Here is a 26643-nt window from a genome sequence, read left to right as displayed (position 1 = left end):
ATCAGCTGCTCGGCAGCCAGGAAGACCACGACGGGGCGTGTCCAGGCGCGCAGGTCGTGGCTGCCGTAGACCATCGTGGCGGTGCCGTCCACGCCCGATATCGACGGGTCGTTGGAGGTGCGGAGGTGGTGGACGCGGCTGTGCGGGTCGGCTACGACGAACGGATCGTGCAGCGGCATGTCGGGAAGCCGCATCGGCTCGGAGTCGGCTCCGGTCGGCGCCGAAGAATGCGCCAGCCCCCCCTGCAAACAGGCCGTTCGGCCGGGAAAAAGGCTTGGACTGCGTGAGCGGCGGCGCGGGACACTGCGGTTGCTTGAGTGTGTGCGTCTTCTGCGGCACACGTATGGCGGGGCTGCTTTTCGACAACACAGGGCTGGCATGGAATCGCCTGAATCGCGCGAGGCTACACCCGGCAAGGGGTCGGTGCTCCTCGCACTTCGTTATTACGGACGGGAGTTGGCCAGACTTCGGCGGCTGACGGTACCCGCGATGCTGCTCCCGGCGCTGGGCAACATCGGCATCAACTACATCGCGCCGCTCGTCGTGGCGAAACTGGTCGGCCGTATCGCCGGCGAGGACGGAATGTCCGTCCGCTCGGCGCTGCCCTACGTCCTCGGCTTCGCCGGCGTCCTGCTGCTCGCGGAGGTGCTGTGGCGCGTGGGCCTGCACTGTCTGAACCGTGTGGACGCCCGTGGCATCGAGCACCTGTACGTGATCGGCATGGACGAACTGTTCGCCAAGGACGCCGCGTTCTTCCACGAGAACTTCGCCGGGTCGCTGACCAAACGGGTGCTGAGCTTCGCCTCCCGGTTCGAGGAGCTCGTCGACACCCTGACATTCCAGGTCGTGGGCAGTCTGGTGCCGCTCGTGTTCGGGTCGGTGGTGCTGTGGCGCTACGAACCGCTGCTCGTCGTAGGCCTGTTGGCGATGATCGCACTGACCGCGTTCTGCGTGGTGCCCCTGATCCGGCGCCGCCAGACGCTCGTCGCCAAGCGAGAGGAGGCGATCGCCCGGGTGTCGGGCCATGTCGCCGACAGCCTGATGAACATGGACACGGTCCGCGCGTTCGCCGCCGAGGAACGGGAGGCCGCCGAGCACCGGTCACGGGTCGAGGTGTCGCGGCGGCTCACGCTGAGGTCGTGGGACTACGGCAACCTGCGCATCGACACACTGGTGGCGCCGCTGTCCGTACTGACCAACGCGCTGGGCCTGCTGCTGGCGGTCGCCCTCGGTGGGGGTGAGCACGGCGTGGAGGCGGTCGTGGTCGCGTTCACGTACTACTCGAACGCCACCCGGATCATGTTCGAGTTCAACCAGATCTACCGCCGTCTGGAGAGCTCGATGACGGAGGCCGCGCAGTTCACCGAACTGCTGCTGACCCCACCGACCGTGCTCGATCCCACGTCGCCGGAAGCACTCCAGTCCCGGGCCGCCGACGTCCGCTTCGAGAACGTCACCTTCGCCCACGCGGGCGCCGAACCGCTCTTCCGGGAACTCGACCTGGCGGTGCCCAGCGGGGCCAAGATCGGTCTCGTCGGCCGTTCCGGCGGCGGCAAGACCACGCTCAGCAGGCTGCTGCTGCGGATGACGGACATCGACGCCGGGCGGATCCTGATCGGTGGCCAGGACATCAGCCGGCTGCGCCAGACGGACCTGCGCAGCCTGATCGCCTACGTGCCGCAGGACCCGGCGATGTTCCACCGCACCCTGCGGGACAACATCGCCTTCGCCCGGCCCGACGCCACCGACGCCGAGATCCGCCGCGCGGCCGAGGCCGCGCACGTCACGGAGTTCGCCGACGCCCTGCCGGACGGCTTCGACACCATGGTGGGCGAGCGCGGAATCAAACTGTCCGGCGGACAGCGCCAGCGGGTCGCGCTCGCCAGGGCGATCCTGCGCGACGCCCCGATCCTGCTGCTCGACGAGGCGACCAGCGCCCTCGACTCCGAGAGCGAGATCCTCGTCCAGGAGGCGCTGTGGCGGCTCATGGAGGGGCGGACGGCGCTGGTGGTGGCGCACAGGCTGAGCACGGTCGCCACCATGGACCGGCTCGTCGTCCTCGACCGCGGCCGGATCGTCGAGCAGGGCACGCACCAGGAACTGCTCGCCACGGACGGCGCGTACGCGAAGCTGTGGCAGCACCAGTCGGGAGGGTTCCTCGACGACAGCTCCGAGCGGGCCGGCCTGCACTGAGCGCGGCACTTGGTGGGTATGAGTGGCCCGGTTCACATGGCGCGAGCCGGGCCGTACCGACACCATGGTGCGCGTCACCGGCAGGCTGAAGGGATCCAGGATGTTCCGCAAGGTGCTGGTCGCCAACCGTGGTGAGATCGCGATTCGGGCGTTTCGTGCCAGCTATGAGCTGGGCGCGAGGACCGTGGCTGTCTTCCCGCACGAGGATCGGAATTCACTGCACCGGTTGAAGGCTGACGAAGCATATGAGATCGGCCTGCCCGGACACCCGGTGCGCGCCTACCTCTCCGTGGAGGAGATCGTCCGTGCGGCCCAGCAGGCGGGTGCGGACGCGGTGTACCCGGGCTACGGGTTCCTGTCCGAGAACCCCGACCTGGCGCGCGCCTGCGAGGAGGCCGGCATCACCTTCGTCGGACCGAGCGCCGACACACTGGAGCTGACCGGCAACAAGGCGCGCGCGGTGGCCGCCGCCCGCGCGGCCGGCGTACCGGTGCTGGGCTCCTCCGCGCCCTCCGACGACGTCGACGAACTCGTCCGCGCCGCCGAGGAGGTCGGCTTCCCGCTGTTCGTCAAGGCCGTCGCCGGCGGTGGCGGGCGCGGTATGCGGCGGGTCGAGGATCCCGCTCTGCTGCGGGAGTCCATCGAGGCGGCGTCCCGTGAGGCGGCCTCCGCGTTCGGCGACTCCACGGTTTTCCTGGAGAAGGCCGTCATCGAACCACGCCATATCGAGGTGCAGATCCTCGCCGACGGCCAGGGCAACGTCATCCACCTCTTCGAGCGCGACTGTTCGGTGCAGCGACGCCACCAGAAGGTGATCGAGCTGGCCCCCGCGCCGAACCTCGACCCGGAGCTGCGGGACCGGATCTGCGCCGACGCCGTGCGGTTCGCCCGGGAGATCGGCTACCGCAACGCGGGCACCGTGGAGTTCCTCCTCGACCGCGACGGCAACCACGTCTTCATCGAGATGAACCCGCGCATCCAGGTCGAGCACACGGTGACCGAGGAGGTCACCGACGTCGACCTCGTGCAGTCGCAGCTGCGCATCGCCTCCGGCGAGACCCTGGCCGACCTCGGACTCTCGCAGGAGACCGTCACCCTGCACGGCGCGGCCCTGCAGTGCCGTATCACCACCGAGGACCCGGCCAACGGCTTCCGCCCGGACACCGGCAGGATCAGCGCCTACCGCTCACCGGGCGGCTCGGGCATCCGGCTGGACGGCGGCACCACCCACGCCGGTACGGAGATCAGCGCGCACTTCGACTCGATGTTGGTCAAACTCACCTGCCGGGGCCGCGACTTCGGGACCGCGATCGGCCGCGCCCGGCGTGCCGTGGCCGAGTTCCGGATCCGCGGCGTGGCCACGAACATCCCGTTCCTGCAAGCGGTGCTCGACGACGCGGACTTCCGGGCCGGCCGGGTCACGACGTCGTTCATCGAGCGGCGGCCGCACCTGCTCACCGCACGTCACTCCGCCGACCGCGGCACGAAACTGCTCACCTATCTCGCCGACGTCACCGTGAACAAGCCGCACGGCGAACGGCCCGAGACGGTCGACCCGGTCAGCAAGATCCCGCCCCTGGCGAACGGTGAGCCGCCCGCGGGTTCCCGGCAGCGGCTCGTCGAACTGGGCCCGGAGGGCTTCGCCCGGTGGCTGCGCGAGTCACCGACCATCGGCGTCACCGACACGACGTTCCGTGACGCCCACCAGTCACTTCTGGCCACCCGGGTCCGTACCAAGGACATGCTCGCCGTCGCCCCCGTGGTGGCGCGGACCCTGCCCGAGCTGCTGTCCCTGGAGTGCTGGGGCGGCGCCACCTACGACGTCGCGCTCCGCTTCCTCGCCGAGGACCCCTGGGAACGCCTGGCCGCGTTCCGTGAGGCGGTGCCGAACATCTGTCTCCAGATGCTGCTGCGCGGCCGCAACACCGTGGGCTACACGCCCTACCCGACCGAGGTGACCGACGCCTTCGTACAGGAGGCCGCGGCCACCGGCATCGACATCTTCCGGATCTTCGACGCGCTCAACGACGTAGGGCAGATGCGGCCCGCGATCGACGCCGTACGCGAGACGGGCACGGCCGTCGCCGAGGTCGCCCTGTGCTACACCTCCGACCTGTCCGATCCGTCCGAGCGGCTCTACACCCTCGACTACTACCTCCGGCTGGCCGAGCAGATCGTCGACGCGGGCGCCCATGTCCTGGCCGTCAAGGACATGGCGGGCCTGCTGCGCGCCCCGGCCGCCGCGACCCTCGTATCGGCGCTGCGCCGCGAGTTCGACCTGCCGGTGCACCTGCACACCCACGACACCGCCGGCGGCCAGCTCGCGACCTACCTCGCCGCGATCCAGGCCGGCGCGGACGCGGTGGACGGCGCGGTGGCGTCGATGGCGGGGACCACCTCGCAGCCGTCGCTGTCGGGCATCGTCGCCGCGACCGACTACTCCGAGCGGCCCACCGGGCTGAGCCTGAAGGCCGTGGGCGACCTGGAGCCGTACTGGGAGAGCGTCCGCAAGATCTACGCACCCTTCGAGGCGGGCCTCGCCTCACCGACCGGGCGCGTCTACCACCACGAGATCCCGGGCGGCCAGCTGTCCAACCTGCGCACCCAGGCGGTCGCGCTGGGCCTCGGCGACCGCTTCGAGGCGATCGAGGCGATGTACGCCGCCGCCGACCGGATCCTCGGCCGGCTGGTGAAGGTCACCCCCTCGTCGAAGGTGGTCGGCGACCTCGCGCTCCACCTGGTGGGCGCCGATGTCTCCCCGGCGGACTTCGAGGCAACGCCCAACAGGTTCGACATCCCCGACTCCGTCATCGGTTTCCTGCGCGGCGAGCTGGGCAACCCGCCCGGCGGCTGGCCGGAACCGTTCCGTACGAAGGCGCTGGAGGGCCGCGCCGCACCCAAGCCCCCGGCGGAACTGACCGCGGACGACCGGACGGCCCTGGCGAAGGACCGCCGGGCGACTCTCAACCGGCTACTGTTCCCCGGCCCGACGCGCGAGTACGAGACGCACCGGCAGACCTACGGCGACACCAGCGTGCTGGACAGCAAGGACTTCTTCTACGGGCTGCGACCGGGCAAGGAGTACGCCGTCGACCTCGAACCGGGCGTACGGCTGCTCATCGAGCTGGAGGCCGTGGGCGAGGCCGACGAACGTGGTATGCGTACGGTGATGTCGACCCTGAACGGCCAGCTGCGGCCGATCCAGGTGCGCGACACCGCCGTGTCATCCGACATCCCCGCGACGGAGAAGGCGGACCGGGCCAATGCCGGGCACGTCGCCGCGCCGTTCGCCGGAGTGGTGACACTGGCCGTCGCGGAGGGGGACGAGGTGGCGGTCGGCGCCACGGTCGCCACCATCGAGGCGATGAAGATGGAAGCCGCGGTCACCGCCTCGAAGGCCGGGAAGGTGACGAGGCTGGCCATCAACCGGATCCAGCAGGTGGAGGGCGGCGATCTGCTGGTCGAGATCGCCTGACTCCAGGGATGACAGACGTCGGGAGGGCCGATGGAGAACACCATCGGCCCTCCCGTGTGAGCAGGGGGCGGTACGCCAGTCGGCGAATCCTGATTTCTGAATGTTCCGTATATCCCGTATGTTCCGTCCTGTTTCAGGACAGGCGGCCGACATGGGCCAGGGCCTGCTTGAGGAGGACTCCCTGACCGCCCGGCATCTCGTTCTGGACCACGGGGGAGGAGGCCTCCTCCGGGCTGAACCACACCAGGTCCAGGGCGTCCTGGCGGGGGCGGCAGTCGCCGGCCACCGGGACGATGTAGGCGAGGGACACCGCGTGCTGGCGGGGGTCGTGGAACGGGGTGACCCCCTGCGTCGGGAAGTACTCCGCGACGGTGAAGGGCTGCGGCGACGCCGGGACCCTGGGCAGCGCCACCGGGCCGAGGTCCTTCTCCAGATTGCGCAGAAGAGCGTCGCGCACCCTCTCGTGGAGCAGGACGCGGCCCGACACCAGCGCGCGGCTGACCGTGCCGTCCGATCCGATGCGCAGGAGCAGACCGATGCTGGTGACTTCGCCGTTGTCGTCGACGCGCACCGGTACGGCCTCGACGTACAGGATCGGCATCCGTGCGCGAGACTGCTCGAGCTCGTCGGGTGCCAGCCAGCCGGGCGTGGTTTCGATCATGTCAGACATTGGCTGATCGTACTTTCAACTCGTCCTGTTTCCGCATAGCTGCTCCACGTCGAACGCGCCACATCTCTGGTGGCGTGCCCGAGATCTGCTGTTCAATGTGACTGCACATAATCGGAAGCCACCCGGAAGAATCCCGGGAAGGGACCCGGACCGAGCCGGGAGCGAGAGGAGCCGTTCGTGTCATCCGCCGTGCCGCCCATGGGGGCGCGGATCCGGCAGGCGCGCCTCGAACGGGGAGTGAGTCTGCGCGGGCTCGCGCGCGAGATCGGGGTGTCCGCCAGTCTCGTCTCCCAGATCGAGACCGGCAAGAGCCAGCCGTCCGTGAGCACGCTGTACGCGATCACCACGGCCCTCGCCCTCTCCGTCGAGTCGCTCTTCGACGCGTCGCAGGACACCGTGCGGGAATCCCCTTCGGTCGTCGGCGCCACGGTGACGCACGCTCTCGCCGCCTTCGCCGCCGACCCCGGCCGGCGGATAGGACCGCTGGTGGGGACGGGTGAGCGGGAGACGATCGAGCTGGACAGCGGGGTGATGTGGGAGCGGCTCGGACACGTTCCGGGTACGGATGCCGACTTCCTGCTGGTGACCTACCGGCCCGGCGGCTCGTCGTCGAGCAGCGGCGGGCTGATGCGGCACGCGGGCACCGAGTACGGCTATCTGACCGGCGGTGAACTGGTCCTCACCCTCGGTTTCGACGAGCACGTGCTGCGCCCCGGGGACGCGGTGTGCTTCGAGTCGACGACCCCGCACCGGTACCGCAACGACAGTGCGGAGCCGGCCGTCGGCGTGTGGTTCGTGGTCAGCCAAAGTGTTCAGTAGAGGTTGACACTCGCGCCGTGGAGTCGTTCACTCCGAAGTGGGGGTGGTCGCCATGGCGATCCGCACTTACGGACCCAACGCCGTCGACTGGGAACAGCGCGTCGACCTGGAACGGCTGCGCACGGCGCGGCTGGCCCGGCTGAACCAGGCCCTGAACCGATCCGAGCTGGGTGCCGTGCTCAGCTTCGACTTCGCCAACATCCGCTACCTGACGTCCACCCACATCGGCACGTGGGCCATGGACAAGCTGATCCGCTTCGCACTGCTGGTGCGCGGCGGGCAACCGGTCCTCTGGGACTTCGGCTCCGCCGCCCGCCACCACCAGCTCTACAACCCCTGGCTCGACTACAGCGACGGCAAGGACGGACCGCCCACCGGCGCCCGCGCCGGGATCTCCACCCTGCGCGGCGCCTTCCACCCGGACGCGGGCATCGCCGAGGACGTGGCCCGCAAGATCGCCACCGAGCTGCGCGCCCACGGCCTCGCGGGCGAACCGCTCGGCGTCGACCTCGCCGAGATGCCGATCCTGATGGCGCTGCGAGCCGAGGGCATCGACGTCGTCGACGGCCAGCAGGTCTTCCTCGAGGCCCGCCGTACGAAGACCCCGGACGAGATCTCCCTGCTCACCCAGGCCTGCGCCATGGTCGACGCGGCGTACGAGGAGCTGTACGGGTTCCTCCGTCCCGGTGTCCGCGAGAACGAGTGCGTCGGGCTGGTCAGCAAGGTCCTGTACGACCTCGGCAGCGAGTACGTCGAAGGCGTCAACGCCATCTCCGGGGAGCGCTGCTCACCGCATCCGCACGTCTTCAGCGACCGGCTGATCCGCCCGGGCGACCCCGCCTTCTTCGACATCCTGCACAGCCACCTCGGCTACCGCACCTGCTACTACCGCACCTTCGCCGTCGGCAGCGCCTCCTCCGCCCAGCGCGACGCGTACGTCCGCTGCCGGGAGTACATGGACGAGGCCATCGCCCTGGTCCGGCCGGGCGCGACCACCGCCGACATCGTCCGGGTGTGGCCGCGCGCCGAGGAGTTCGGCTTCCCGGACGAGACGGCGGCCTTCGCGCTGCAGTACGGCCACGGCGTGGGCCTGTCCATCTGGGAGAAGCCCATCTTCAGCCGCCTCGTCTCCCTCGACCACCCCGAAGTCCTCGAAGAGGGAATGGTGTTCGCGCTGGAGACCTACTGGCCGGCCGCCGACGGCTGGTCGGCGGCGCGCATCGAGGAGGAGATCGTCGTCACCGCGGACGGCTGCGAGGTCATCACCAAGTTCCCGGCCGAGGAACTCCTCGTGGCGGGCCGCAAGTACTGGACGGTCGGCGGCGAACTCAACACCCGACGCGAGGCCCAGTCCCATCTCAACACCCGCAAGAACGGCGGCGGCTGATGGTCACCCGGGACGAACTCCTCACCCTGTACGAGCAGATGGCCGTCATCCGCCGTACCGAGAAGGCCGCGCACGACCTGTTCCTCTCCGGTCTGGTCAAGGGCACCACCCATCTCGCCGCCGGGCACGAGGCGATCGCCGTCGGCGCGAGCGCCGCCCTGCGCGACGACGACTACGTCTTCGCCACCTACCGGGGCCACCACCACGCCCTGGCGCGCGGCGCCACCCCCGAGGAGTGCCTCGCCGAGCTGATGAGCCGCGCCACCGGCCTCTGCGGTGCCAAGGGCGGCTCCATGCACCTCACCAAGGCGTCCAAGGGCATGCTCGGCTCGTACGCCATCGTCGGCGCCCATCTCCCCATGGCGGTCGGCGCCGCCTGGTCGGCCCGGCTGCGGGGCACCGACCAGCTCGCGGTCGCCTTCTTCGGTGACGGCGCGACCAACATCGGCGCCTTCCACGAGGCGCTCAATCTGGCCGCCGTGTGGAAACTGCCGGTGCTGTTCGTCTGCGAGAACAACCTCTACATGGAGTACACGGCGATCGCGGACGTCACGGCGGTGCCCCGGCCGGCCGCCGACCGGGCCCCGGCCCACGGTATTCCGGGCGATGTCGTCGACGGCAACGACGTGGTGCTCGTCCAGGAGGCCGTGGACCGGCTCGCGCGGCGGGCCCGGGCAGGAGACGGGCCCGCCGTCCTGGAGGCCGAGACGTACCGCCACTACGGACACAGCCGCACCGACCCGGCCGCCTACCGGCCCCCCGAAGAAGTCGAACGCTGGCTCAAGCACGACCCGTTGGACGTCGCGCGCGGCCGCCTCGCCGAACTGGGCGTGACAGCGGCGGAGATGACGGCGGCCGACGAGCGGGCAACTGCTCTCGTACGGGCGGCAGTCGAGGCCGCGAAGGCGGCACCCGCCCCAGATCCGGCCGAGGCGCTGACCGACGTATGGGCGGACGGAGGTGCGGCATGGCGGAACTGACGGACACTCAGGAAGCGGCTGGACAGCGGCAGATCACCTATCGAGAGGCGGTCGCCGAGGGCATCGCGCGGGAGATGCGACGCGATCCGGCGGTCGTGTGCCTGGGGGAGGACATCGGGGAGGCCGGCGGCGTGTTCAAGACGACCGCCGGGCTGTTCAAGGAGTTCGGGCCCGGACGGGTGTGGGACACGCCCATCTCCGAACAGGCCATCGTGGGCGCCGCGATGGGCGCCGCCATGACCGGGATGCGGCCGGTCGCCGAGATCATGTTCTCGGACTTCCTGGCCTGTTGCTGGGACTACCTGGCCAACGAGATACCGAAAGTACGGTATATGACGGGTGGTCAGGTGACCGTGCCCCTCGTCGTCCGCACCGCGAACGGCGGCGGCCTCGGCTTCGGGGCGCAGCACTCGCAGGCCACCGAGAACTGGGCGTTCACCGTGCCCGGACTGAAGATCGCGGCACCGTCGACACCCGCCGACGTCATCGGCATGATGGCGTCCGCGATCCGCAGCGACGACCCCGTGGTCTTCTTCGAGCACAAGGGGCTGTTCGCGAGCAAAGGCGCGCCCGCACCCCCGGATCACGTGGTGGAACTGGGAAAGGCGGCCGTCGTCCGCGAGGGCGCCGACATCACGCTCGTGGCCCTCGCCTCGATGGTCCCCCTCGCGCTCACCGCCGCCGAACAGCTGGCCGGGGAGGGCATCGACGCGGCGGTCGTCGACCTGCGGTGCCTGGTACCGCTGGACGTCAGCACCGTTCTCGCCTCGCTGGGCAAGACCTCCCGACTTACCATCGTCGAGGAGAACCCGTACCAGGGCGGATGGGGCGCGACGCTCGTGTCCGTCGTCGCTGACGAGGGGTTCCGACTGCTCGACGCACCGGTGCGACGGGTGGCGGGGGAATGCGTGCCGCTGCCGTTCGCCGACGCGCTGGAGCAGCGGGTCATCCCCACCGTGGACAAGGTCGTGGCGGCCGTACGCGAACTCTCGGCCTACTGACATGCGGACCGACTCTCCCTGGGAGGAAGGGCGATGACTGATCGACTCCTGTTGCGCTCCGGCCATGTGATCTCCATGGACCCCGACATCGGGGAACTGCCCCAGGGCGACGTCCTGATCGAGGACGGGAGGATCGTGGCGGTCGAACGCGAGATCGGCGCGGACGCCGAAGTGCTCGACATGACCGGTCGCATAGTGATCCCCGGCTTCGTCGACACGCACCGCCACACCTGGGAAGCGCCGATCCGCGGTTGCGCGCCCAATGCCACGCTCGACGACTACTTCGTGGACGTCCTCGACACCTTCGCCCCCGTCTACACCCCCGAGGACGTGTACGCGGGCAACCTCGCGGGCGCGCTGGAGTGCCTCAACGCGGGCATCACCACCCTGGTCGACTGGTCCCACATCAACAACACCCCCGGGCATCCGGACGCGGCCGTACGGGCCCTCGCGGAGTCCGGAATCCGCGCCCAGTACGCCTACGGCAGCGCCAACACCTCCCTTTCCGACTACTGGTTCGAGAGCAAGATCGCGATACCCGGTGACGACGTACGGCGCATCCGTTCCGAGTACTTCGCCTCCGACAGCGGCCTGTTGACGATGGGGCTGGCCACGCGTGGACCCGGCTTCTGCACCAACGACGTCGTCACCGCCGAATGGGCCCTCGCCCGTGAACTGGGCATCCCGATCACCGTGCACGTCGCCATGGGCCGGCTGGCGGGCCGTTTCGGCATGGTGAGGCAACTCCACGAGCTGGGCCTGCTGGGCTCCGACACCACCTACGTCCACTGCTGCTATCTCAGTGAGGAGGAGTGGCGGATGGTCGCCGACAGCGGCGGTACGGTGTCGATCGCGCCGCAGGTCGAGACCCAGATGGGGCACGGCTGGCCGCCCGTGATGAAGGCGATCGAGCACGGACTGCGGCCGTCGCTCAGCATCGACGTCGTCACCACCGTGCCCGGCGACATGTTCACCCAGATCCGCGCGGCCTTCGGCGCCGAGCGGGCCCGCGTGAACGCGGCGTCCTGGCAGACCGACACCCCGGTCCCCGCAACGATGTTGACGGCCCGTCAGATGCTGGAGCTGGCGACCGTCAACGGCGCCCATGTCGCGGGCCTCGAAGACCGCACCGGCTCCCTGACCCCCGGCAAACGCGCCGACGTCGTCGCGCTCGACGCCACCGCCCTGAACATGGCGCCGGTGCACGACGCCACCGCCGCGGTGACCCTGTCGGCCGATGTGTCCAACGTCGAGACGGTGATCGTCGACGGCGCCGTGGTCAAGCGCGACGGGAAGCTGCTCGCCGACACCGGACGGGCCCGGCGGCTCGTCGAGGAATCCCGCGACCGGCTGCTGGCGGCGACGGCGGAACACGCGGCGAGGCGCGAGGGATGACCGGCTTCGTGGTGCGGCGCGCGGCGGACGCACCGCAACTCCCGTACGACAGGGGCGGCTTCCGGCGCCGCACGGTCATCGGCGAGGAGGACGGGAGCGTACACACCGGTTTCGGGCTCTGCGAGTTGCGGCCGGACGGGAGGGTGGGCGCCCATGTGCACTCGTACGAGGAGAGCTTCCATGTGCTCGACGGGACCGTGATCCTCGACGTGCCCGAGGGCTCCTACCTCCTCGAAGAGGGCGACTACGGGCTCCTTCCCACGGGCGTGCCGCACGGCTGGCGCGGCGCGGACTCCACTGGGACGGCGGCCCGTTGGGCCGACATGCTCGCACCCGTGCCGCGCGCCCGCTACGGCTACGACACCTGGTCCGTGCCGGCACTGCCGGAGCGCGAGCGCGTCCGGATCGACGTACGCGACCCGCGCACCCGGTCGTTCGGCCACTTCGAGCCCGCTCAGATGGACCCCGGCAAGCAGTCCCAGGACCTGTTGGCCGTGTCGGTGAGCATGCGCACCGCGCTGCTCGTCTACAGCGGGATCACCGTGAAGATGATGGTCGACAGCGACCTGGGCGCCGTCGCCTCGACGATGTTCATGGTGCGGTACGCGCCCGACGGCGTCGCCGGAACGCACGACCACCCCTTCGAGGAGACCTATCTGATCCTCGAAGGGGTCGTCGACGCCACCTTCGACGGCGAACGCCACCGGCTCGGCCCCGGCGACGCCGCCTGGGCGGGCGCCGGTTGTGTCCACGGTTTCACCAACGCCGGTGACGGGCCCGTCCGTTGGCTGGAGACACAGGCACCGCAGCCACCGCCGCGCCACTCCTACCGGTTCACCAGGGACTGGGACCACCTCAGGGACGTAACGCGGAACGCGCGGGACGAGGACAGGGACGAGGACAGGGACAGAGACAGGAAGGGCTGGGCATGAGCAGTGTGGTCGTTGTCGGCGGTACGTCCGGAATCGGCCGTGAGTTCGCCCGGGCCCGAGTCGAGTGCGGCGACGACGTCGTCCTGACCGGGCGGGAGGCGCGGCGCGCCGACGCGGTGGCCAAGGAGATCGGCGCCCGGGGTCTGGCCCTCGACCTCTCGCGGCCCCATGACATCGCCGCCGCGCTCGCCGGAGTCGGGACGGTCGACCATCTCGTCCTCGCGGGCGTCTCGCGCGACGAGAACCGGGTCACCGCGTACGACATCGACACGGCCCTGCATCTCGTCACCCTGAAACTCGTCGGCTACACCGAGGTCGTGCACACCCTGCGCCCACGTCTCCACGACGCCAGTGCCATCGTGCTGTTCGGCGGCCAGGCCAAGGAACGGCCCTATGCGGGCGCGACGACGGTGGCGACCGTCAACGCGGGCGTGACCGGCCTCGTCCGCACTCTTGCCCTTGAGCTCGCGCCGGTCCGGGTCAACGCCGTGCACCCGGGAGTTGTCGGCGACAGTCCGTACTGGCGCGACAAACCCGCGGAGGTACTGGCGGACCTGCGGGCCCGGACGCCGTCCGGCCGACTGGCGACGATGGCCGACATCGTGGACGCCGTCGACTTCCTGCTGCGCAACCGGTCCGTCAACGCGATCGACCTGAGCGTGGACGGGGGCTGGGTGCTCGGGTGAGGGGGAGGAGAGCGGGACGGCCTGAGGACTTGCAGGATTTGCAGGACTTGCACAGGGACCGTGTCAGCCGCCGTGGGTCGTGTTCTCCGCCTCGAACATCCAGCGCTGCTTCTCCAGTTCGGCAGTGATGCCGATCAACAGGTCCTGGGTGACCGGATCCGCCTCCTCCGTAGCCTCGATGCGCTTGCGCAGACGTTCGATCGCCGTCGCCAGGGCCTCGACGAGAAGCTGTACGACCTGCGTGTCCTGAATCCAGCCGTCCTTCGGGCCCTGGAACACGGAGGCCGAGGCGACGGTCTCGGGGCGGCCGTCCGGCGGTACGCCGAGGGCCGACGAGCGCTCGGCGACCGTGTCGGAGAACGCGCGGGCCGCCGACACCACCTCGTCGAGCTGCAGATGGATCGAACGGAACCTCGGCCCCACGATGTTCCAGTGGGCCTGCTTCCCGATCAGCGACAGCGCCAGCAGATCCACCAAGGTCTCCTGCAGGGCGTCGCCGGTGATCCGGCGCTCCGGCTCCGGCAGGCTGCTCTTCACGACAGTCATGGGGTGGCTCCTCCTCGTGACTCGGCCCGGATTCCCGCTACCGGACCCGTTCTCTCGCGGTACGGAGCAGCGCGGCGCGCTCGTCCTCGCAGGTGCCGCCCCACACGCCCGAGGTCTGACCGCTGCGCAGGGCCCAGTCCAGGCACTGCGGGGTCACCGGGCAGTGGGCGCACACACGCTTCGCAGCGGCGATGTCCCGCACCGCCGGCCCCGTCGTGCCCACGGGGAAGAAGAGCTCCGGGTCCTCTCCCGCGCAGGCCGCTCGCCGCAACCACTCCATGGGGACGCGGGTGCCCAGGTCGGAAGGGGGGAAACGTGACGGAATCGGCCACGGGAATCGCCGGGTGTGTTCAGCCCGTACGTTCAGTCCACGCGTTCAGTCCACGCGTTCACTTCGGGCTTTCGGATCGAGCCGCGAGCACCCGGTCCACGAATGCGGTCAGTTCGGCGAAGGCCGCGGCCTTGTCCGCCTCCAGTTCCAGGAAGATGTCGTGCCGGGCGCCCGGAAAGATTCGCTCGGTCCAGTCCGTGCCGCGCAGTTCCTCGACGCCGACGCGGCTACCGGCGAGCGGCACCAGCCGGTCGTCGTCGCCGTGCAGCCACAGCAGCGGCAGCGGGCCGACGTCACCGCTCTTCGCCACGGTGTCCAGCGTCCGTACGAACGCCTTCAGCGTCGGCCGCTTCATCGGACCGTGCCACACCAGCGGGTCCGCCGTGTACGCCGCCCCGACCGCGGGGTCGCGGGACAGCGTGGCCGGGCTGATGGGCCGGTCGGGGATCTCGTCGAGCGCGAGCAGGCGCCCCGGCAGGTCCCAGTTGCCGAGCACGGGCGCGGACAGGACGAGCGCAGCGAGTTCGTCGCGGTACCGCTGCGCGAAACGGGCCGCGACCAGGCCGCCGGCGGAGTGGCCGATCAGGACGACCGGTACGTCCGGACGGGCTGCCCGGGCGACGGCGACGGCGCTGTGCAGATCGGTGACGACGTCCTCGAAGTCCGCGATCACCGCCCGTTCGCCCGCCGACCTGCCGTGTCCCTGGTGGTCGGGGCCGAGGACGGTGGCGCCGTGGGCCACGAGAACCTCGGCGAGCTCCTCGTAGCGGCCCATGTGCTCGGCGTACCCGTGCGAGAGGACGGCGAGGTAACGGGGCGCTTGTTCGATCGGGCGGCCGAGATCACCGTGGGTGGGGCGGTGCCACTCGCGGACGGCGATCGTGCCCCGGGTGCCGGTGAGGACGTACTCGCGGGTCTCGGCCATGGCTTCTCCGGGGGCGTCGTTGAAGGTGTGCGAGGCGTGGTGGCGTGGTGGTGGGTGGCGTCTGCTCCTCTGTCCGATCCTCCCAGGGGTCGGGGTGGCCGGTCCACGGTGACGCGTCGGGGAGGTCGGTGACCCCGGTGCGGGGCAGGGATCAGCCGGCGCGACGGTCGCTATGACCGCAGTTCAGGGGGCATAGCGTCGGGGCATAGCATCAGTGTCCGCATGAACACGATGACGCTCTGGCACATAACGCACTGGGAATTCGCCGCGCTCGCCGCGGCGGCCGTACTCGTCGGCTTCTCCAAGACCGCCGTCAGCGGGGCCAACACGGTCAGTCTGGCGATCTTCGCGGCCGTCCTGCCCGCCCGCGAGTCCACCGGCGTACTGCTGCCGATCCTGATCGCGGGCGATGTACTCGCCGTCCTGACCTACCGCAGACACGCCCACTGGCCGACCCTGTGGCGGCTGTTTCCGGCGGTCGCGGTGGGCGTGGTCGTCGGCACGGCGTTCTTGGTGTGGGCGGACGACGAGGTCGTACGGACCTCGATCGGGGCGATCCTGCTGCTGATGACCGGGGTGACGGTGTGGCGCCGGCGGCGCGCGGAGGCGGAGTCGGAGGACGACGAACCGGACGCGGTGAGTACACCCGCAGGCCGTCTCAAGGCCCGCTCGTACGGGATCCTCGGTGGCTTCACGACGATGGTCGCCAACGCGGGCGGCCCGGTCATGTCGATGTATCTCCTGTCCGCCGGATTCCGCAAGCTCGGCTTCCTGGGAACGTCGGCGTTCTTCTTCCTGATCGTGAACGTCTCGAAGGTCCCCTTCAGCGCGGGCCTCGGCCTGATCGACGGCCACTCGCTTCTGCTTGACGCGGCGCTCGTGGTGTTCGTGGTCCCCGGAGCGTTTCTGGGCAAATGGGCTGTGAACCGAATCAACCAGCGGCTGTTCGAACGGCTGGTGATCGCGGCGACGGTGGTGGGCGGCGCACAGCTGTTGTTGCGCTGATCAGCGGCCGTCCGGAGGCCGGCTCGCGCTGAGCGTGGTCTGGATCCGGTCGACGGCGCGCAGGACCTCGGTCCGGTTCTTGGCGCTCTTGACCCACACCGGCAGCCGGGCGACCAGGGTCATCTTCCGCCCGGTGTCGTCGCACCACGGCGCACGCTCGCGCAGGGAGGCCGCGACGAACTGCCTGATGCTGGTCAGGTGCTCGAGGTTGTACGCCCACAGCCAACCGTGGCGGGTCTCCGTCTGCAGCCACACAGGGAGCCGGAAGTACGGGTCGCACGCCGGGACGGCGGTGCCGACCGAGAACTCGACCGACCCGCCGGACCACATACGGGACAGACCACAGCCTCCGCACACCAGGCGCCGCGACGCGAAGAACACCGAGGGGGTCTTGTGGTGCGCCCTGTGAGGGTCCCGCTGGACATACGCGGCCCGCTCACAGCGCGGACAGCGCACCAGAACCGAACCGAGGAAGTCGTACACGGTACTGCGGGGGTCACGGAAACGGGCCGGGGCTGGGGTCGGGGCCGGGGACATGCCAGGAGTGTGGCAGCGGCCCGGGTGGCGGGGCACCTGGTTTCTCGCTTGGCACGACGGCCTTCAGTGGGCGCCCCGTCATGTTTTCCGCAGTCCTGCCGACGGGCGCCGGCTCGCACGTCCCCGAGTCTGCCGAACCCCGCTGACAACGGGCCCTCGGACCGGATCAGCCGCCGGCGCCGCGGCTCGACAACCGTGGCGCCCGAGCCGCCGCGTCGACGGGCAGAGCCTCCCGCTCCACCTCCGACGCCAGCCCCCGCGCCCACTCGACGACCCCCGCGAGGTCCAGCCCGTACGGGTGCGGTCGCGCGTCCACGGCTGCCCACTCCTCGATCGCACCGGCCCCGCGCCGCAACAGCCGGACGCCGCCTGTGACGTTGCCGCGCGCGGCATGCGTGAGCCCCACGGCCAGTTGGGCGAGCCCCCGCCACAGGTGACGCTCCCCTTCCGGCCCCGACTTCCAGGCGTCCTCGAAAACCTCGTGCGCATGGAACGGTTTCCCGGCGTCCAGCAACGCCTGTGCCTCGACGACGCTGTCCTCGGGACGGCGTACGACCCCTTCGGGCTGCCGGGCCACCCCGGGATCGCCGTACGGCAGCGGGCGCCCGAGCCCGTCCCGGGGCCGCGCGTTGCGCGCGCGCCCCTCCTTGTCCCGATCCCGCCCGCCCATGACTGCCCGGCCCTCCGACGCGCTGCTCATACCCCGATTGTCGCGCGCCCCCGGCCGTCTTCGGGCAGCCCCTGACGTGCGGTAAGGTTCTGTTCGCGTGATCACGTGGACGCACCGGGACGTGGCGCAGCTTGGTAGCGCACTTGACTGGGGGTCAAGGGGTCGCAGGTTCAAATCCTGTCGTCCCGACTGGAGACAGTCGCAGGTCAGGGCCGGTTTCGGAGAGATCCGAAACCGGCCCTTGGCTATTCTTGGGGACCCGTTGGGGACCGGCGCCCTTGACCGGCGTCAGCGAGCGCTCCGTGTCGACGATGCGTATGGCGAGAACGGTGGTGGCGGTCGGCGGCAGGAGGGCTTCGGTCGTCAGTATGGCCAGATAGCGGGGGTGGCGGGCGGACTGTGGCAACCGGATTTCCGAGGTACGGCTGTCCCGTGGTGAATCCCACCAGCCGTTTCCCCGCTCCGGGGCGGCGATCCCCGGCCAGATTGCTCCCGACGCCGATCTGGCCGAACTTGCCGTCGCCATATAGGTGCCTAGGGCATCTAATGAAGGTCCGCACCACGCACCCTTCGCCTGCGAGGACTTCCATGATGGAAACGGAACCTGTCGCCTTCCCTCAGGACCGGACCTGCCCCTACCAGCCACCCGCCGCCTACGCACCCCTGCGCGCCACCCGCCCGCTGTCCCGGGTCACCCTCTACGACGGGCGTCCGGTCTGGCTGGTCACCGGCCGGGACACCGCCCGCGCCCTGCTCGCCGACCCCCGTCTGTCCAGCGACCGCACCCGCGACGACTTCCCGGCGCCCACGGCACGGTTCACGGGGTTCAAGAAGCGGAAGTCCGCGCTGCTGGGCCTCGACGGTGCGGAGCATCGCGTCCAGCGACGCATGATGGTTCCCAGTTTCACGCTTCGGCGGGCCACCGAGATGCGCCCGCGCATCCAGAGGATCGTGGACGAACGCATTGACGCGATGATCGCCCAGGGGCCGCCCGCCGAGCTGGTGAACGCCTTCGCGCTGCCGGTCCCCTCGACCGTGATCTGCGCCCTGCTCGGGGTGCCGTACAGCGACCACGACTTCTTCGAAGGGCAGTCCAGGCGGTTGCTGCGCGGCCCGAAGGCCGAGGACGTCGTCGACGCCCGGGATCAACTGGAGGAGTACTTCGACGACTTGATCGACCGCAAACGCAAACAGCCGGAGCCGGGCGACGGCGTGCTCGACGAACTCGTGCACCGGCAGCTGCGGGACGGGGAGCTGAACCGTGAGGAACTGATCGCCCTGGCGATCATCCTGCTGGTCGCCGGCCACGAGACGACCGCCAACATGATCTCGCTCGGCACCTACACTCTCCTCCAACACCCCGACAAGCTCGCGGAGTTGCGCACCGACCCCGCGTTGATTCCGAACGTGGTCGAGGAGCTCATGCGGTTGCTGTCGATCGCCGACGGACTGCTGCGGATAGCACTGGAGGACATCGAGGTGGCCGGGACGACCATCAGGGCGGGCGACGGCGTCGTCTTCTCGACCTCGGTCATCAACCGCGACGAGGATGTCTACGCCGACCCGGACACCCTGGACTGGCACCGGCCCACCCGCCACCACGTCTCGTTCGGCTTCGGGATCCACCAGTGCCTCGGCCAGAACCTCGCCCGCGCCGAACTGGAGATCGCCCTGCGCACCCTGTTCGACCGGCTGCCCGCCCTCCGCCTCGCCGCCCCGGCCGACGAGATCCCCTTCAAGCCCGGCGACACGATTCAGGGGATGCTGGAACTCCCCGTGACCTGGTAAGAGGCTCTGTTTCATGTCTGACGACATCCACATCGAGATCGACCAGGACGTCTGCATCGGGGCGGGCCAGTGCGCCCTGACCGCCCCGGGCGTCTTCACCCAGGACGACGACGGCTTCAGCACCCTCCTGCCCGGCCGAGAGGACGGCGGCGGCGACTTCCTGGTCCGGGAGGCCGCCCGGGCCTGCCCCGTCGCCGCCATCACGGTGTCCGGGACGCTCGGCTGACCGCCGCCTGGTGACCTGCGCGAAACCGGGCTCTCCTCGGCCACGCTGGAGACGCGCCTGCTCGAGCTGTGCGACCTCGGCAGCGGTTACCTGCGCATGGCGGAGCGCCCTGCCCAGCACGACGGTGTCACCGTCATCGGCTGCCCGGCCCTGGGCGAGCTGGCGGCGACGCTGCCACCGGCAGCACGCTCCACACCAATGCGTATGTACGTTCTCGTGGAACCAAGCTCGCAACGCTGACGATGTCGATCGGTGCCCCGCAGGAGGCTGTGTCGATCGCTCATAAGGCGCTGGACGGGTCGGCCAACTTCGCTCCAAGCGTGCCGTCACCGATCTTCAGGATCTCGCGAAGGCATCCTCCAGGTACGCCCGAAAGCCAGAGGTGACGGAATGCGCGAGCGGCTCAGGGCTACCGACGGAGCAACCTGTGCAAGCCTGCGGCTCCGCTGTCACCGCTGCCCTGGGGACCAGATGGGGACCACACGGTGCTCGCGACCCTGAACAATACGCGCGAGAACGCACGTCCTTCACCCTAGTTCCGCCTGATATGTGCAGGTAATTTCGACGGCCCTCACTCCTGGGGGTCAAGGGGGCGCAGGTTCAAATCCAGTCGTCCCGACAGTTCGCTGGACTGTCGTAGCAGGCCAGGGCCGGTTTCGGAGACATTCGAAACCGGCCTTGAGCCGTTCTTGGGCTTCATCATGCTGTGGGTTCAGCACGTCGCTCATGGCGCAAGCGTGCGAGGTGATGGGCTGCTTGCAGCAGCTCACGTGTTGACGCCTCAGTACGCTCGCCCGGGTTCACCACGGCCAGCCAGCCGACGCTGCCGTAGACGGGGTGCGCGATCACGGTGTCGGTGGTGCTGGGATCGACCTCGGTGGAGGCCGGTTCTCGCGGTGCGTGACCGGTCCACCGGATGAACGCTTCCTTCCCAGCCGCGATGTTCACGCGGAAGATGTCCGGCTGGTCCAAACGCGATGCCTCGTCGCCGGGGTAGTTCTTGGTCACGACAGTTGCGAACGGCTGGGCCGCCGTCGGAGTGACACCGTCAGGCGCGTAGTAGAAGAACGTGTCGCCCCAGCTGATTTCCGGTGAGCCGTCGCCGGGTGCGGGCCTGAGGGTCAAGACGTCGTCGAGGGCGTCCACGAAGCTGATGATCTCTTCACTCGTCATGTGCTCCAGCGTTCCATTAAAGTCCTTGTGGAGACTTCGTGGCTCAAATAGAGGGATGTCCGATGGCAAGTCTCAAATCAGGGAGTATGCGCACCGCTGATGTCGCGCGTCGCGTCGGGTGCTCCGTTCAGCACGTTCGCAACCTTGAGCGCGACGGTGTGCTGCCACCAGCGACGCGCACGGCCACGGGCTACCGAACTTATGGCGAGGGACATCTGCAGTCCGCACTGGCCTACCGGGGCCTCGCCGCCGCTGTGGGGCCTGTTGAGGCCAAGAAGATCATTCGGGCCTTCCACCAGTGCCCCGCCTCGCAGGCCCTGGCCCTTCTCGACTCGGCGCACGCCCGGCTCGACACAGAGCGCAGGGATCTGAGGCAGGCCAAGGAAGCCGCCCGCACGATCTCCAGCGAGCCGATCGACGACGTGCGTGCTTCCGACTCGATGAGCATCTCCGAACTCGCCGCCGCCCTCGGCGTGCGCCCGTCGACGCTGCGGCACTGGCATGCGGAGTCTCTCGTCATCCCCGACCGCGACCCCGTGCGCAGAACGCGACGCTACACACCTGCTCAGGTGCGCGATGCGCGGATCGTTCACCAACTGCGCAAGGCCGGATACCGCATCACCCCCCTTCAAGCCCTCATGCCGCAGCTGCGGCGCGCCCGCCGATCGGAGGACATCGATTCGGCGCTGGCTGCCAGGGACATCAGCATCACCACGCGGTCCAGAGCCCTTCTCGACGGCGCCTCGGCACTCAGCGCTGTGCTGTCCCTGCGCGACGAATCGGACTGCGGCTGAGGTGCGTGCAGGCCACGGACCGGAAGTAGTGCGGCTGAGCGGCCGCGTCGTTCCGGGCTGGGATCAGAGGCGTTCTTCAAGCTGCTCGGCGGCCCAAGTGGCCCAGTCCGCTGAGGTCTTCGAGCCGCGGAGGCCGTATTCGAGGATGAGCCAGCCGCAGACCTGGACGGGGTCGCCGATCCATCGTCGGCGCCGCCTCTCAGATCCTTCGCCACCCTCCGTCCGCCCCAGCAGCGTGCCGGGGCGGACCGAGGCGCCGAGGGAATCAGTCCACGTTCACCGCCTGCCACAGCTGGCTGTCGGCGTTCGTGTCCGTCGTCTGGACGAGCTGAGCGCTTGCCGTCGACGTCGCGAGCAGCTTGCCGCTGTTCACATTCTTGATCTTGTAGTAGCCGTTTCCGTTGGCGACCAGTGTCCAGTGCTGGCTCGCACCGTTGTTGTCGGGCTGCTGGACGATGGTCGCGCCGTCCGCGGTGGACCCGATGGTGACGTCCAGCAGTTGACCGCTGTTCTGGTTGACGATCTCGTAGCTGCCGTCACCGACCGCGACCCACCGCCAGTGCTGGTTCTGCGCGCCGGTGTCGTTCCACTGGATGATGCTCACCCCGGCGGAGGTCGATCCGCCCGAGACGTCGATCGCCTTGCCGCCGCTCTTGTTGAGGACCTTGTAGAACGCGTTCTTGGCGGGGAAGGGCATGGAGGCGAACGCGTCCAGCGCACAGACCGTGTGGGAGGAGGCAGCGTTCTTCGTTCCGGTGCACACGACCTTGATCGTGTGGGGCCCCGCGGCGAGATCCGTCCTCTCGAACAGCGGCACCTGCTTCGTCACCGTCGGGGCATAGGCGTCGACGCCCGACTGCACGAGGGTGCCGTCGATGTAGACGTCGGCCTTCCCCATGTTCGGCTGCTTCATGCCGAGGTAGCGAACGCCCGAGCCGGTGAACGAGTACTGGACGGAGTCGCCCGCCCTGCTCGTGTAGTTCTCGGACCCCTTGAAGTCCTGCGCGTCGTTCCAGTTCGACCAGCCGGAGGAGTAGGTGAGACCGGAGTCCTTGTCATCGACGTACGCCCAACGCTGGCGTACGAGCGACTTCGACGCGGCGGACGCGTTCCCCTGGGTGTCCACGACGTAGAGGCGGTAGTCGCCGACCGTCGGCGGGACGTTGATGGTGGTCGCCGTTCCGGCCGCCTTCGTCATGGTGGGGCCGACGGCGAACGTCGTCGTACCGGAGGGAGCCAGCCAGAGAGTCCTGGTCGCGTCACCGATGGTGCGGACGGGGAGGGACGACACGCCCTTGCCGGTGAAGGTGCTCGCGGGCAGGGCGTAGTCCTGAAGGCTCAGGTTGCTCTGCGGGACGATGTCCTTGTACGCGTCCTCCAGACCGGAGTTCACGGCGATGCCGTACGCCTGCGACGGCCAGACACCGTCGGCATACACGCGCACGTCCTCGATGGTGCTGTTCGGGACGTTCTTGTCGAAGATCTTGTTGACGGTGCCGTAGGTGTTGGTGAGGCTCAGGTCGTGCTGCCTGCCCCACGTGCCGGAGTTGATGGCGTAGGCGACATTCTGGTCCAGGTCGAGCACGTTGTCGTGCTCGTTGAGGAAGGCGGAGCCTTCATCGGGGTGCATGCCGTACTTGTGGCCGGCCGGAACGCCCTGGATGTAGTTGTTGCTGATCTCGGTTCCCGGCTGGCTGCCCAGCGTGTAGATGGGGGCGGAGTCGCCGAGCACCTGCATCGTGTCGACGAGCTGGTTGTAGCTGATGGTGTTGTTCTTCGCCGTGGTGGTCGGCACACCCGGGCGGATCGAGTTCGTCGAACCGTCGAAGTTCCACCATCCCCAGCCGAGGGTGATGCCCGCCCACGGGGACTTCTCGATCCGGTTGTGCCGCACGGACAGGGAATCGACGAAGTACGCCGACACGGCGCTGGATCCCTGGAACAACACCGCGCTGTCGTACAGGTAGTTGTCCGTGATCGAGATGTTCTTGTCGACTCCCTCGACGTTGACCGGGTACTTCTCGTTGTTGGTCGAGGTGTAGTCCCCGAGGTACACGTGCTGGGGGTGTCCCACGGTGATGGCGGATCCGGCGATGTCGTTCGTGACGTTGCCGGTCAGCTGCGAGTCCGTCACGTCGTTGACCATGTTGATTCCGTCGGCGCCGGTGTGCTGCACCGTGTTGCGCTGCAGGGTGATCCCGTCGGCGTTCTCGATCTGGATGATTCCCGGCGGCAGGTCGACGTTGCGGTAGGTGTACGCGTGGAAGTTCTTCCTCGCGTACACGGTCGAGCCGGCGTTGCCCTGCTGGCCCTGCCGGAAGACGGAGCCCGCGACATTGAACAGGTTCCAGTCGGAGTGTTCGACGGTGAGCCCGGAGAACGTGATGTTCCGCGCGTGGTTCGTCGTGGACGTGCCGGCGATCTTGATGAGGGTGGACACGTTGTTCGGCGCGAAGACCTGCGCCGTGGCCATGTCCTCGGAGCTGGACTTGTAGTAGTACAGCTCGTGATTCGTCTTGTCGAAGTAGAACTCGCCCGGCTGGTCCAGGAATTCGTACGCGTTCATGAACGTGTGGGAGCCGTTGGGGTTGAAGTTGCCGTTCGGCGGCCCCTGGGCGATGGCCGCGCCCGGCTGCTGGAACAGGGCCACGCGATTGGCGCCGTCCGAGCTCGTGGTGATCTGGCGGACTCCCACGATGGCCGTGGTCCAGGTCGTCGCCGACTTGATTTCGACGTCGTCCTGGTTGGCGGCGACGGCGGGCAGATCGGAGAGGCTGTACTTGGCTCCGTCGCACTGCGAACCCGACTCCCAGGCCCAGGGAGCCTGGCCGGCCGTGACGGTATAAGTCCCGTAGCATCCGGCCGAGTTGATCGTCTTCGAGGCCATCTGGGCGCGCTTGTTGTTGACGTAGAGCGCACGGAGCTTGTTGTCGCGGTTCAGCGGGGCCTTCCAGATGTTCCCGCTGTGCTGGGTCCAGCCGCTCACCTGAACGCCGCCGTTCAGGACGGGCTTCTCGTCCTGGTAGGCGGCGTACACGACACGGTGACCGTTCGTTCCGGAGTCCGCTGGTGTGTAGCTGATGGTGCTGCTCACCGGGTAGTCGCCGCCGCGGAGATAGACGTTGATGTCTCCGGTCATGTTGCTGTTGACCGTGCGCACGACGTCCCGTGCGTGTTGCAGGGTCTTGAACGGCGCGGTGATCGTCCCGGCGTTGGTGTCGCTGCCGTCGGGGGCGACGTAGTAGGTCGCCTGAGTCGCGGCCGAGGCCGGGATCGGCGTCGCGAGGGATGTCAGCAGCACGGCGGAGAGCGACATCGCAAGGCATGCTGACACCTTGCCTATGGGGGAGGTGACGGGCTTCATCGTCTGCCCCTCCTGCTGGTTCGGACGGTCGGGAAAGCGTTCATGCGGCGGCTCCGGAAGTGTTGTCAGTGCGGATGACGTGGATCTTCATCGCCCCCCCCGGGTCCCTGAGTGTCCCGAGACTCAGGAGCGTCGGTGAGCGGCACGGCCTCGCGGATCGGGGGTGACGTCGCAGCGACAGAAGCGGTGCGGGCTTCCCTCGCGACGGACGCGGTGTGGCCTGCGTAATCGACCGGTCGGGCGGCAGAAGGCGGTCGGGCGGCGGAAGACGGTCGTGACGCCTTCGCCGGTCGGGAGCGCCTGGATCATGTCCTCCACGAGGTCGTGAAGCAGTTCGTCCACGGTGGCTGCCCCGTCGTGGTCGCCCTTGGCGATCAGCGGCATCAGAAACTCGCCCCGCGAGTGCCGTCGCCAAGTGCAGCGGGCCGTCCATCGGGCGCGGGGCGGTCGGCCGTGCCCTGAATACCGCTGGTGGTGGGGACGTCGGGCCTGATCAGCCCTTGGCACCGGAGGTCGTCCCAGAGGTCCGGGGGTACGGCGCTTCGCTGGAGTTCCGCGTTGCGTGTCACTTGTGAGCGGTCGCGCATGCCCAGCGTGATGTTGACGGTGCTGGGGTGGGTGGTCGGGAAAGCGATGGCGGCGGCGGGGAGGGTGGTGCCGTGCCCCTTGCAGACCTCGGCGATCGCCCGTGCGCGGGCGACCAGTTCGGGTGGGGCGTCCTGGTAGTCGTACTTCATGCCTTCGGCGGGCCACTCACGGGAGAGCAGGCCGGAGTTGAAGACGCCGACCGCGACGACACTCTTGCCGTGTCGCTGTGCGGCAGGCATGACGTCGTCCAGCGCGGACTGGTCGAGGAGTGTGTAGCGGCCGGCGAGCATGACCACGTCGGCGGCGGTTTCGTGGAGGAAGCGGGCGAGCATGGCGGACTGGTTCATGCCGGCGCCGATGGCTCCGACGATTCCTTGGTCGCGGAGGTCGGCGAGTGTGGGCATGGCTTCGTCGGCGGCTTGTTGCCAGTGGTTGTCGGGGTCGTGCAGGTAGACGATGTCGAGGTGGTCGAGGCCGGTACGTTCCAGGGTTGCTTCGATGGAGCGCAGTACGCCGTCGCGGCTGAAGTCCCATTGGCGGCGCAGGTCGTCGCGGACGACGAAGCCTTCGGCGTCGATGCCTTGTGGGTGTTCGTTGGGGACGAGGAGGCGGCCGACCTTGGAGGAGACGACGTATTCGTTACGGGGTCGGTCGCGTAGCGCTGCGCCGAGGCGGTGTTCGGAGAGGCCGAGGCCGTAGTGCGGTGCGGTGTCGAAGTAGCGGATGCCGGCGTCCCAGGCTGCGTCGATCGCGGCGGTGGCGTCGGCGGCGGGGGTGGTCCGGTAGAGGTTGCCGATGACGGAGGCGCCGAAGCCGAGTTCGGTGAGTTCGACGGAGGTGTGGTGGATCTTCCGGCGTTGCATGACGTCTTCCTCGGGGATGTCGATCGGCGTGCGGCGGCGTCGTATGGGGGCCGGGGCGCCCGTGATGGGTGGGAGGGCGCGTTCCAAGGGAGGTGCCGGGGAGCAGGCCGTGGATCAGGTCGGCGGCGAGGGCGTCGCCGGAGCCGATGTGGTTCGCAGGGCGCGCATCTGCTCGGTGGTGGCCCGCTGTGCCTGCTCGGTGTGGGTTATCTGCCGAGCCATCCGCCGTCGATGGGGAGGGTGGTGCCGTGGATGTAGGTGGCGGCGTTGGAGGCGAGGAAGACGGTGGCGCCGG

At 69.1% G+C, this 26643-nt stretch carries 23 protein-coding genes, 1 tRNA gene and 2 pseudogenes; 14 read left to right on the top strand and 12 right to left on the bottom strand.

Going from position 1 to position 26643, the window contains the following annotated elements:
• Nucleotides 1-5: 5 nt before the first annotated feature.
• Nucleotides 6-194, bottom strand: a pseudogene (locus ADL01_RS46435) (glycoside hydrolase); the annotation flags it as partial.
• A gap of 184 nt (nucleotides 195-378) precedes the next feature.
• Here ADL01_RS46435 and ADL01_RS21575 point away from each other — a divergent pair.
• Together ADL01_RS21575 and ADL01_RS21570 are read left to right on the top strand one after the other, a co-directional pair.
• Nucleotides 379-2193, top strand: coding sequence for an ABC transporter ATP-binding protein (locus ADL01_RS21575; protein WP_078960676.1), 1815 nt, complete (start codon nucleotides 379-381; stop codon nucleotides 2191-2193).
• 100 nt (nucleotides 2194-2293) lie between these two features.
• The gene (locus ADL01_RS21570) at nucleotides 2294-5668 is read left to right on the top strand and encodes a pyruvate carboxylase (protein WP_053743740.1); all 3375 of its coding nucleotides are present in this window, start codon (nucleotides 2294-2296) and stop codon (nucleotides 5666-5668) included.
• 133 nt (nucleotides 5669-5801) lie between these two features.
• Here ADL01_RS21570 and ADL01_RS21565 read toward each other — a convergent pair whose 3' ends face one another.
• The gene (locus tag ADL01_RS21565; protein WP_053743675.1) at nucleotides 5802-6329 is read right to left on the bottom strand and encodes an NUDIX hydrolase family protein; all 528 of its coding nucleotides are present in this window, start codon (nucleotides 6327-6329) and stop codon (nucleotides 5802-5804) included.
• Between the two features lie 186 nt (nucleotides 6330-6515).
• Here ADL01_RS21565 and ADL01_RS21560 point away from each other — a divergent pair, with 186 nt between their 5' ends.
• Genes ADL01_RS21560 through ADL01_RS21530 form a run of 7 tightly spaced genes read left to right on the top strand, consistent with a single transcriptional unit; the run spans nucleotide 6516 to nucleotide 13538 of the window.
• Nucleotides 6516-7157 carry a helix-turn-helix domain-containing protein gene (locus ADL01_RS21560; protein ID WP_234354744.1) on the top strand — a complete coding sequence of 214 codons (642 nt, stop codon included), beginning with the start codon at nucleotides 6516-6518 and terminating at the stop codon, nucleotides 7155-7157.
• Nucleotides 7158-7209: 52 nt separating this feature from the next.
• The gene (locus ADL01_RS21555; protein WP_053743739.1) at nucleotides 7210-8544 is read left to right on the top strand and encodes a M24 family metallopeptidase; all 1335 of its coding nucleotides are present in this window, start codon (nucleotides 7210-7212) and stop codon (nucleotides 8542-8544) included.
• Nucleotides 8544-9524, top strand: coding sequence for a thiamine pyrophosphate-dependent dehydrogenase E1 component subunit alpha (locus tag ADL01_RS21550; RefSeq protein WP_053743673.1), 981 nt, complete (start codon nucleotides 8544-8546; stop codon nucleotides 9522-9524). The genes ADL01_RS21555 and ADL01_RS21550 overlap by 1 nt, the downstream gene beginning before the upstream one ends.
• Nucleotides 9512-10525 carry an alpha-ketoacid dehydrogenase subunit beta gene (locus tag ADL01_RS21545; RefSeq protein WP_053743672.1) on the top strand — a complete coding sequence of 338 codons (1014 nt, stop codon included), beginning with the start codon at nucleotides 9512-9514 and terminating at the stop codon, nucleotides 10523-10525. The genes ADL01_RS21550 and ADL01_RS21545 overlap by 13 nt, the downstream gene beginning before the upstream one ends.
• A gap of 33 nt (nucleotides 10526-10558) precedes the next feature.
• Complete coding sequence (locus ADL01_RS21540; protein WP_053743671.1) at nucleotides 10559-11920, top strand: amidohydrolase family protein; 1362 nt, start codon at nucleotides 10559-10561, stop codon at nucleotides 11918-11920.
• Nucleotides 11917-12852 (top strand): cupin domain-containing protein, encoded by a 936-nt coding sequence (locus tag ADL01_RS21535; RefSeq protein ID WP_053743670.1) that lies wholly within the window; start codon nucleotides 11917-11919, stop codon nucleotides 12850-12852. The genes ADL01_RS21540 and ADL01_RS21535 overlap by 4 nt, the downstream gene beginning before the upstream one ends.
• Nucleotides 12849-13538: an SDR family NAD(P)-dependent oxidoreductase gene (locus tag ADL01_RS21530; protein WP_053743669.1), complete on the top strand. Its 690-nt coding sequence runs from the start codon at nucleotides 12849-12851 to the stop codon at nucleotides 13536-13538. Before ADL01_RS21535 ends, ADL01_RS21530 begins: the two co-directional genes overlap by 4 nt.
• A 63-nt stretch (nucleotides 13539-13601) precedes the next feature.
• Here the strand turns inward: ADL01_RS21530 and ADL01_RS21525 are convergent, their stop codons facing one another.
• The 3 genes from ADL01_RS21525 to ADL01_RS21515 form a co-directional block, all read right to left on the bottom strand.
• Complete coding sequence (locus ADL01_RS21525; RefSeq protein ID WP_053743668.1) at nucleotides 13602-14084, bottom strand: Dps family protein; 483 nt, start codon at nucleotides 14082-14084, stop codon at nucleotides 13602-13604.
• Between the two features lie 37 nt (nucleotides 14085-14121).
• Nucleotides 14122-14364, bottom strand: coding sequence for a WhiB family transcriptional regulator (locus ADL01_RS21520; RefSeq protein WP_053743667.1), 243 nt, complete (start codon nucleotides 14362-14364; stop codon nucleotides 14122-14124).
• A 109-nt stretch (nucleotides 14365-14473) separates the two neighbouring features.
• The gene (locus ADL01_RS21515; RefSeq protein ID WP_053743666.1) at nucleotides 14474-15340 is read right to left on the bottom strand and encodes an alpha/beta hydrolase; all 867 of its coding nucleotides are present in this window, start codon (nucleotides 15338-15340) and stop codon (nucleotides 14474-14476) included.
• A gap of 222 nt (nucleotides 15341-15562) precedes the next feature.
• On the opposite strand from ADL01_RS21515, the gene ADL01_RS21510 reads away from it, so the two are divergent.
• Entirely contained in the window at nucleotides 15563-16345 is a 783-nt protein-coding gene (locus tag ADL01_RS21510) for a sulfite exporter TauE/SafE family protein (protein WP_053743665.1), read from the top strand.
• Here the strand turns inward: ADL01_RS21510 and ADL01_RS21505 are convergent, their stop codons facing one another.
• The gene (locus tag ADL01_RS21505) at nucleotides 16346-16882 is read right to left on the bottom strand and encodes a hypothetical protein (protein ID WP_053743664.1); all 537 of its coding nucleotides are present in this window, start codon (nucleotides 16880-16882) and stop codon (nucleotides 16346-16348) included. It abuts the gene before it with no gap.
• Between the two features lie 166 nt (nucleotides 16883-17048).
• Complete coding sequence (locus ADL01_RS21500; protein ID WP_053743663.1) at nucleotides 17049-17582, bottom strand: DUF309 domain-containing protein; 534 nt, start codon at nucleotides 17580-17582, stop codon at nucleotides 17049-17051.
• A gap of 85 nt (nucleotides 17583-17667) precedes the next feature.
• Here ADL01_RS21500 and ADL01_RS21495 point away from each other — a divergent pair.
• The 3 genes from ADL01_RS21495 (at nucleotide 17668) to ADL01_RS21485 (ending at nucleotide 19566) form a co-directional block, all read left to right on the top strand.
• Nucleotides 17668-17741: transfer RNA gene (locus ADL01_RS21495), tRNA-Pro, on the top strand.
• A gap of 399 nt (nucleotides 17742-18140) precedes the next feature.
• Nucleotides 18141-19340, top strand: a complete 1200-nt coding sequence (locus tag ADL01_RS21490) for a cytochrome P450 (protein ID WP_053743662.1) — start codon at nucleotides 18141-18143, stop codon at nucleotides 19338-19340.
• A gap of 25 nt (nucleotides 19341-19365) precedes the next feature.
• Nucleotides 19366-19566: a ferredoxin gene (locus ADL01_RS21485; RefSeq protein WP_053743738.1), complete on the top strand. Its 201-nt coding sequence runs from the start codon at nucleotides 19366-19368 to the stop codon at nucleotides 19564-19566.
• Nucleotides 19567-20265: 699 nt separating this feature from the next.
• On the opposite strand, the gene ADL01_RS21480 is transcribed toward ADL01_RS21485, so the two are convergent.
• Nucleotides 20266-20808 carry a DUF6194 family protein gene (locus tag ADL01_RS21480; protein ID WP_324614624.1) on the bottom strand — a complete coding sequence of 181 codons (543 nt, stop codon included), beginning with the start codon at nucleotides 20806-20808 and terminating at the stop codon, nucleotides 20266-20268.
• 17 nt (nucleotides 20809-20825) lie between these two features.
• Here ADL01_RS21480 and ADL01_RS21475 point away from each other — a divergent pair, with 17 nt between their 5' ends.
• On the top strand, nucleotides 20826-21533 hold the full coding sequence (locus ADL01_RS21475) for a MerR family transcriptional regulator (RefSeq protein WP_053743660.1): 708 nt from the start codon (nucleotides 20826-20828) through the stop codon (nucleotides 21531-21533).
• A 265-nt stretch (nucleotides 21534-21798) separates the two neighbouring features.
• On the opposite strand, the gene ADL01_RS21470 is transcribed toward ADL01_RS21475, so the two are convergent.
• The 4 genes and pseudogenes from ADL01_RS21470 to ADL01_RS46430 all read right to left on the bottom strand — a co-directional run.
• Entirely contained in the window at nucleotides 21799-24897 is a 3099-nt protein-coding gene (locus ADL01_RS21470; protein WP_053743659.1) for an RICIN domain-containing protein, read from the bottom strand.
• A gap of 123 nt (nucleotides 24898-25020) precedes the next feature.
• Nucleotides 25021-25281 carry a hypothetical protein gene (locus ADL01_RS21465; RefSeq protein ID WP_053743658.1) on the bottom strand — a complete coding sequence of 87 codons (261 nt, stop codon included), beginning with the start codon at nucleotides 25279-25281 and terminating at the stop codon, nucleotides 25021-25023.
• A complete protein-coding gene (locus ADL01_RS21460; protein ID WP_053743657.1) occupies nucleotides 25281-26348 on the bottom strand; it encodes an aldo/keto reductase in 1068 nt (355 codons plus the stop codon). The genes ADL01_RS21465 and ADL01_RS21460 overlap by 1 nt, the downstream gene beginning before the upstream one ends.
• A gap of 206 nt (nucleotides 26349-26554) precedes the next feature.
• Nucleotides 26555-26643 (bottom strand): annotated as a pseudogene (locus tag ADL01_RS46430) (2-deoxy-D-gluconate 3-dehydrogenase); the annotation flags it as partial.

This window comes from Streptomyces sp. NRRL WC-3618 (assembly GCF_001280005.1).
Classification (GTDB): Bacteria; Actinomycetota; Actinomycetes; order Streptomycetales; family Streptomycetaceae; genus Streptomyces.
The sequence above is the reverse complement of the archived record's forward strand: the minus strand, read 5'-3'. Positions and strand labels throughout refer to the sequence as shown.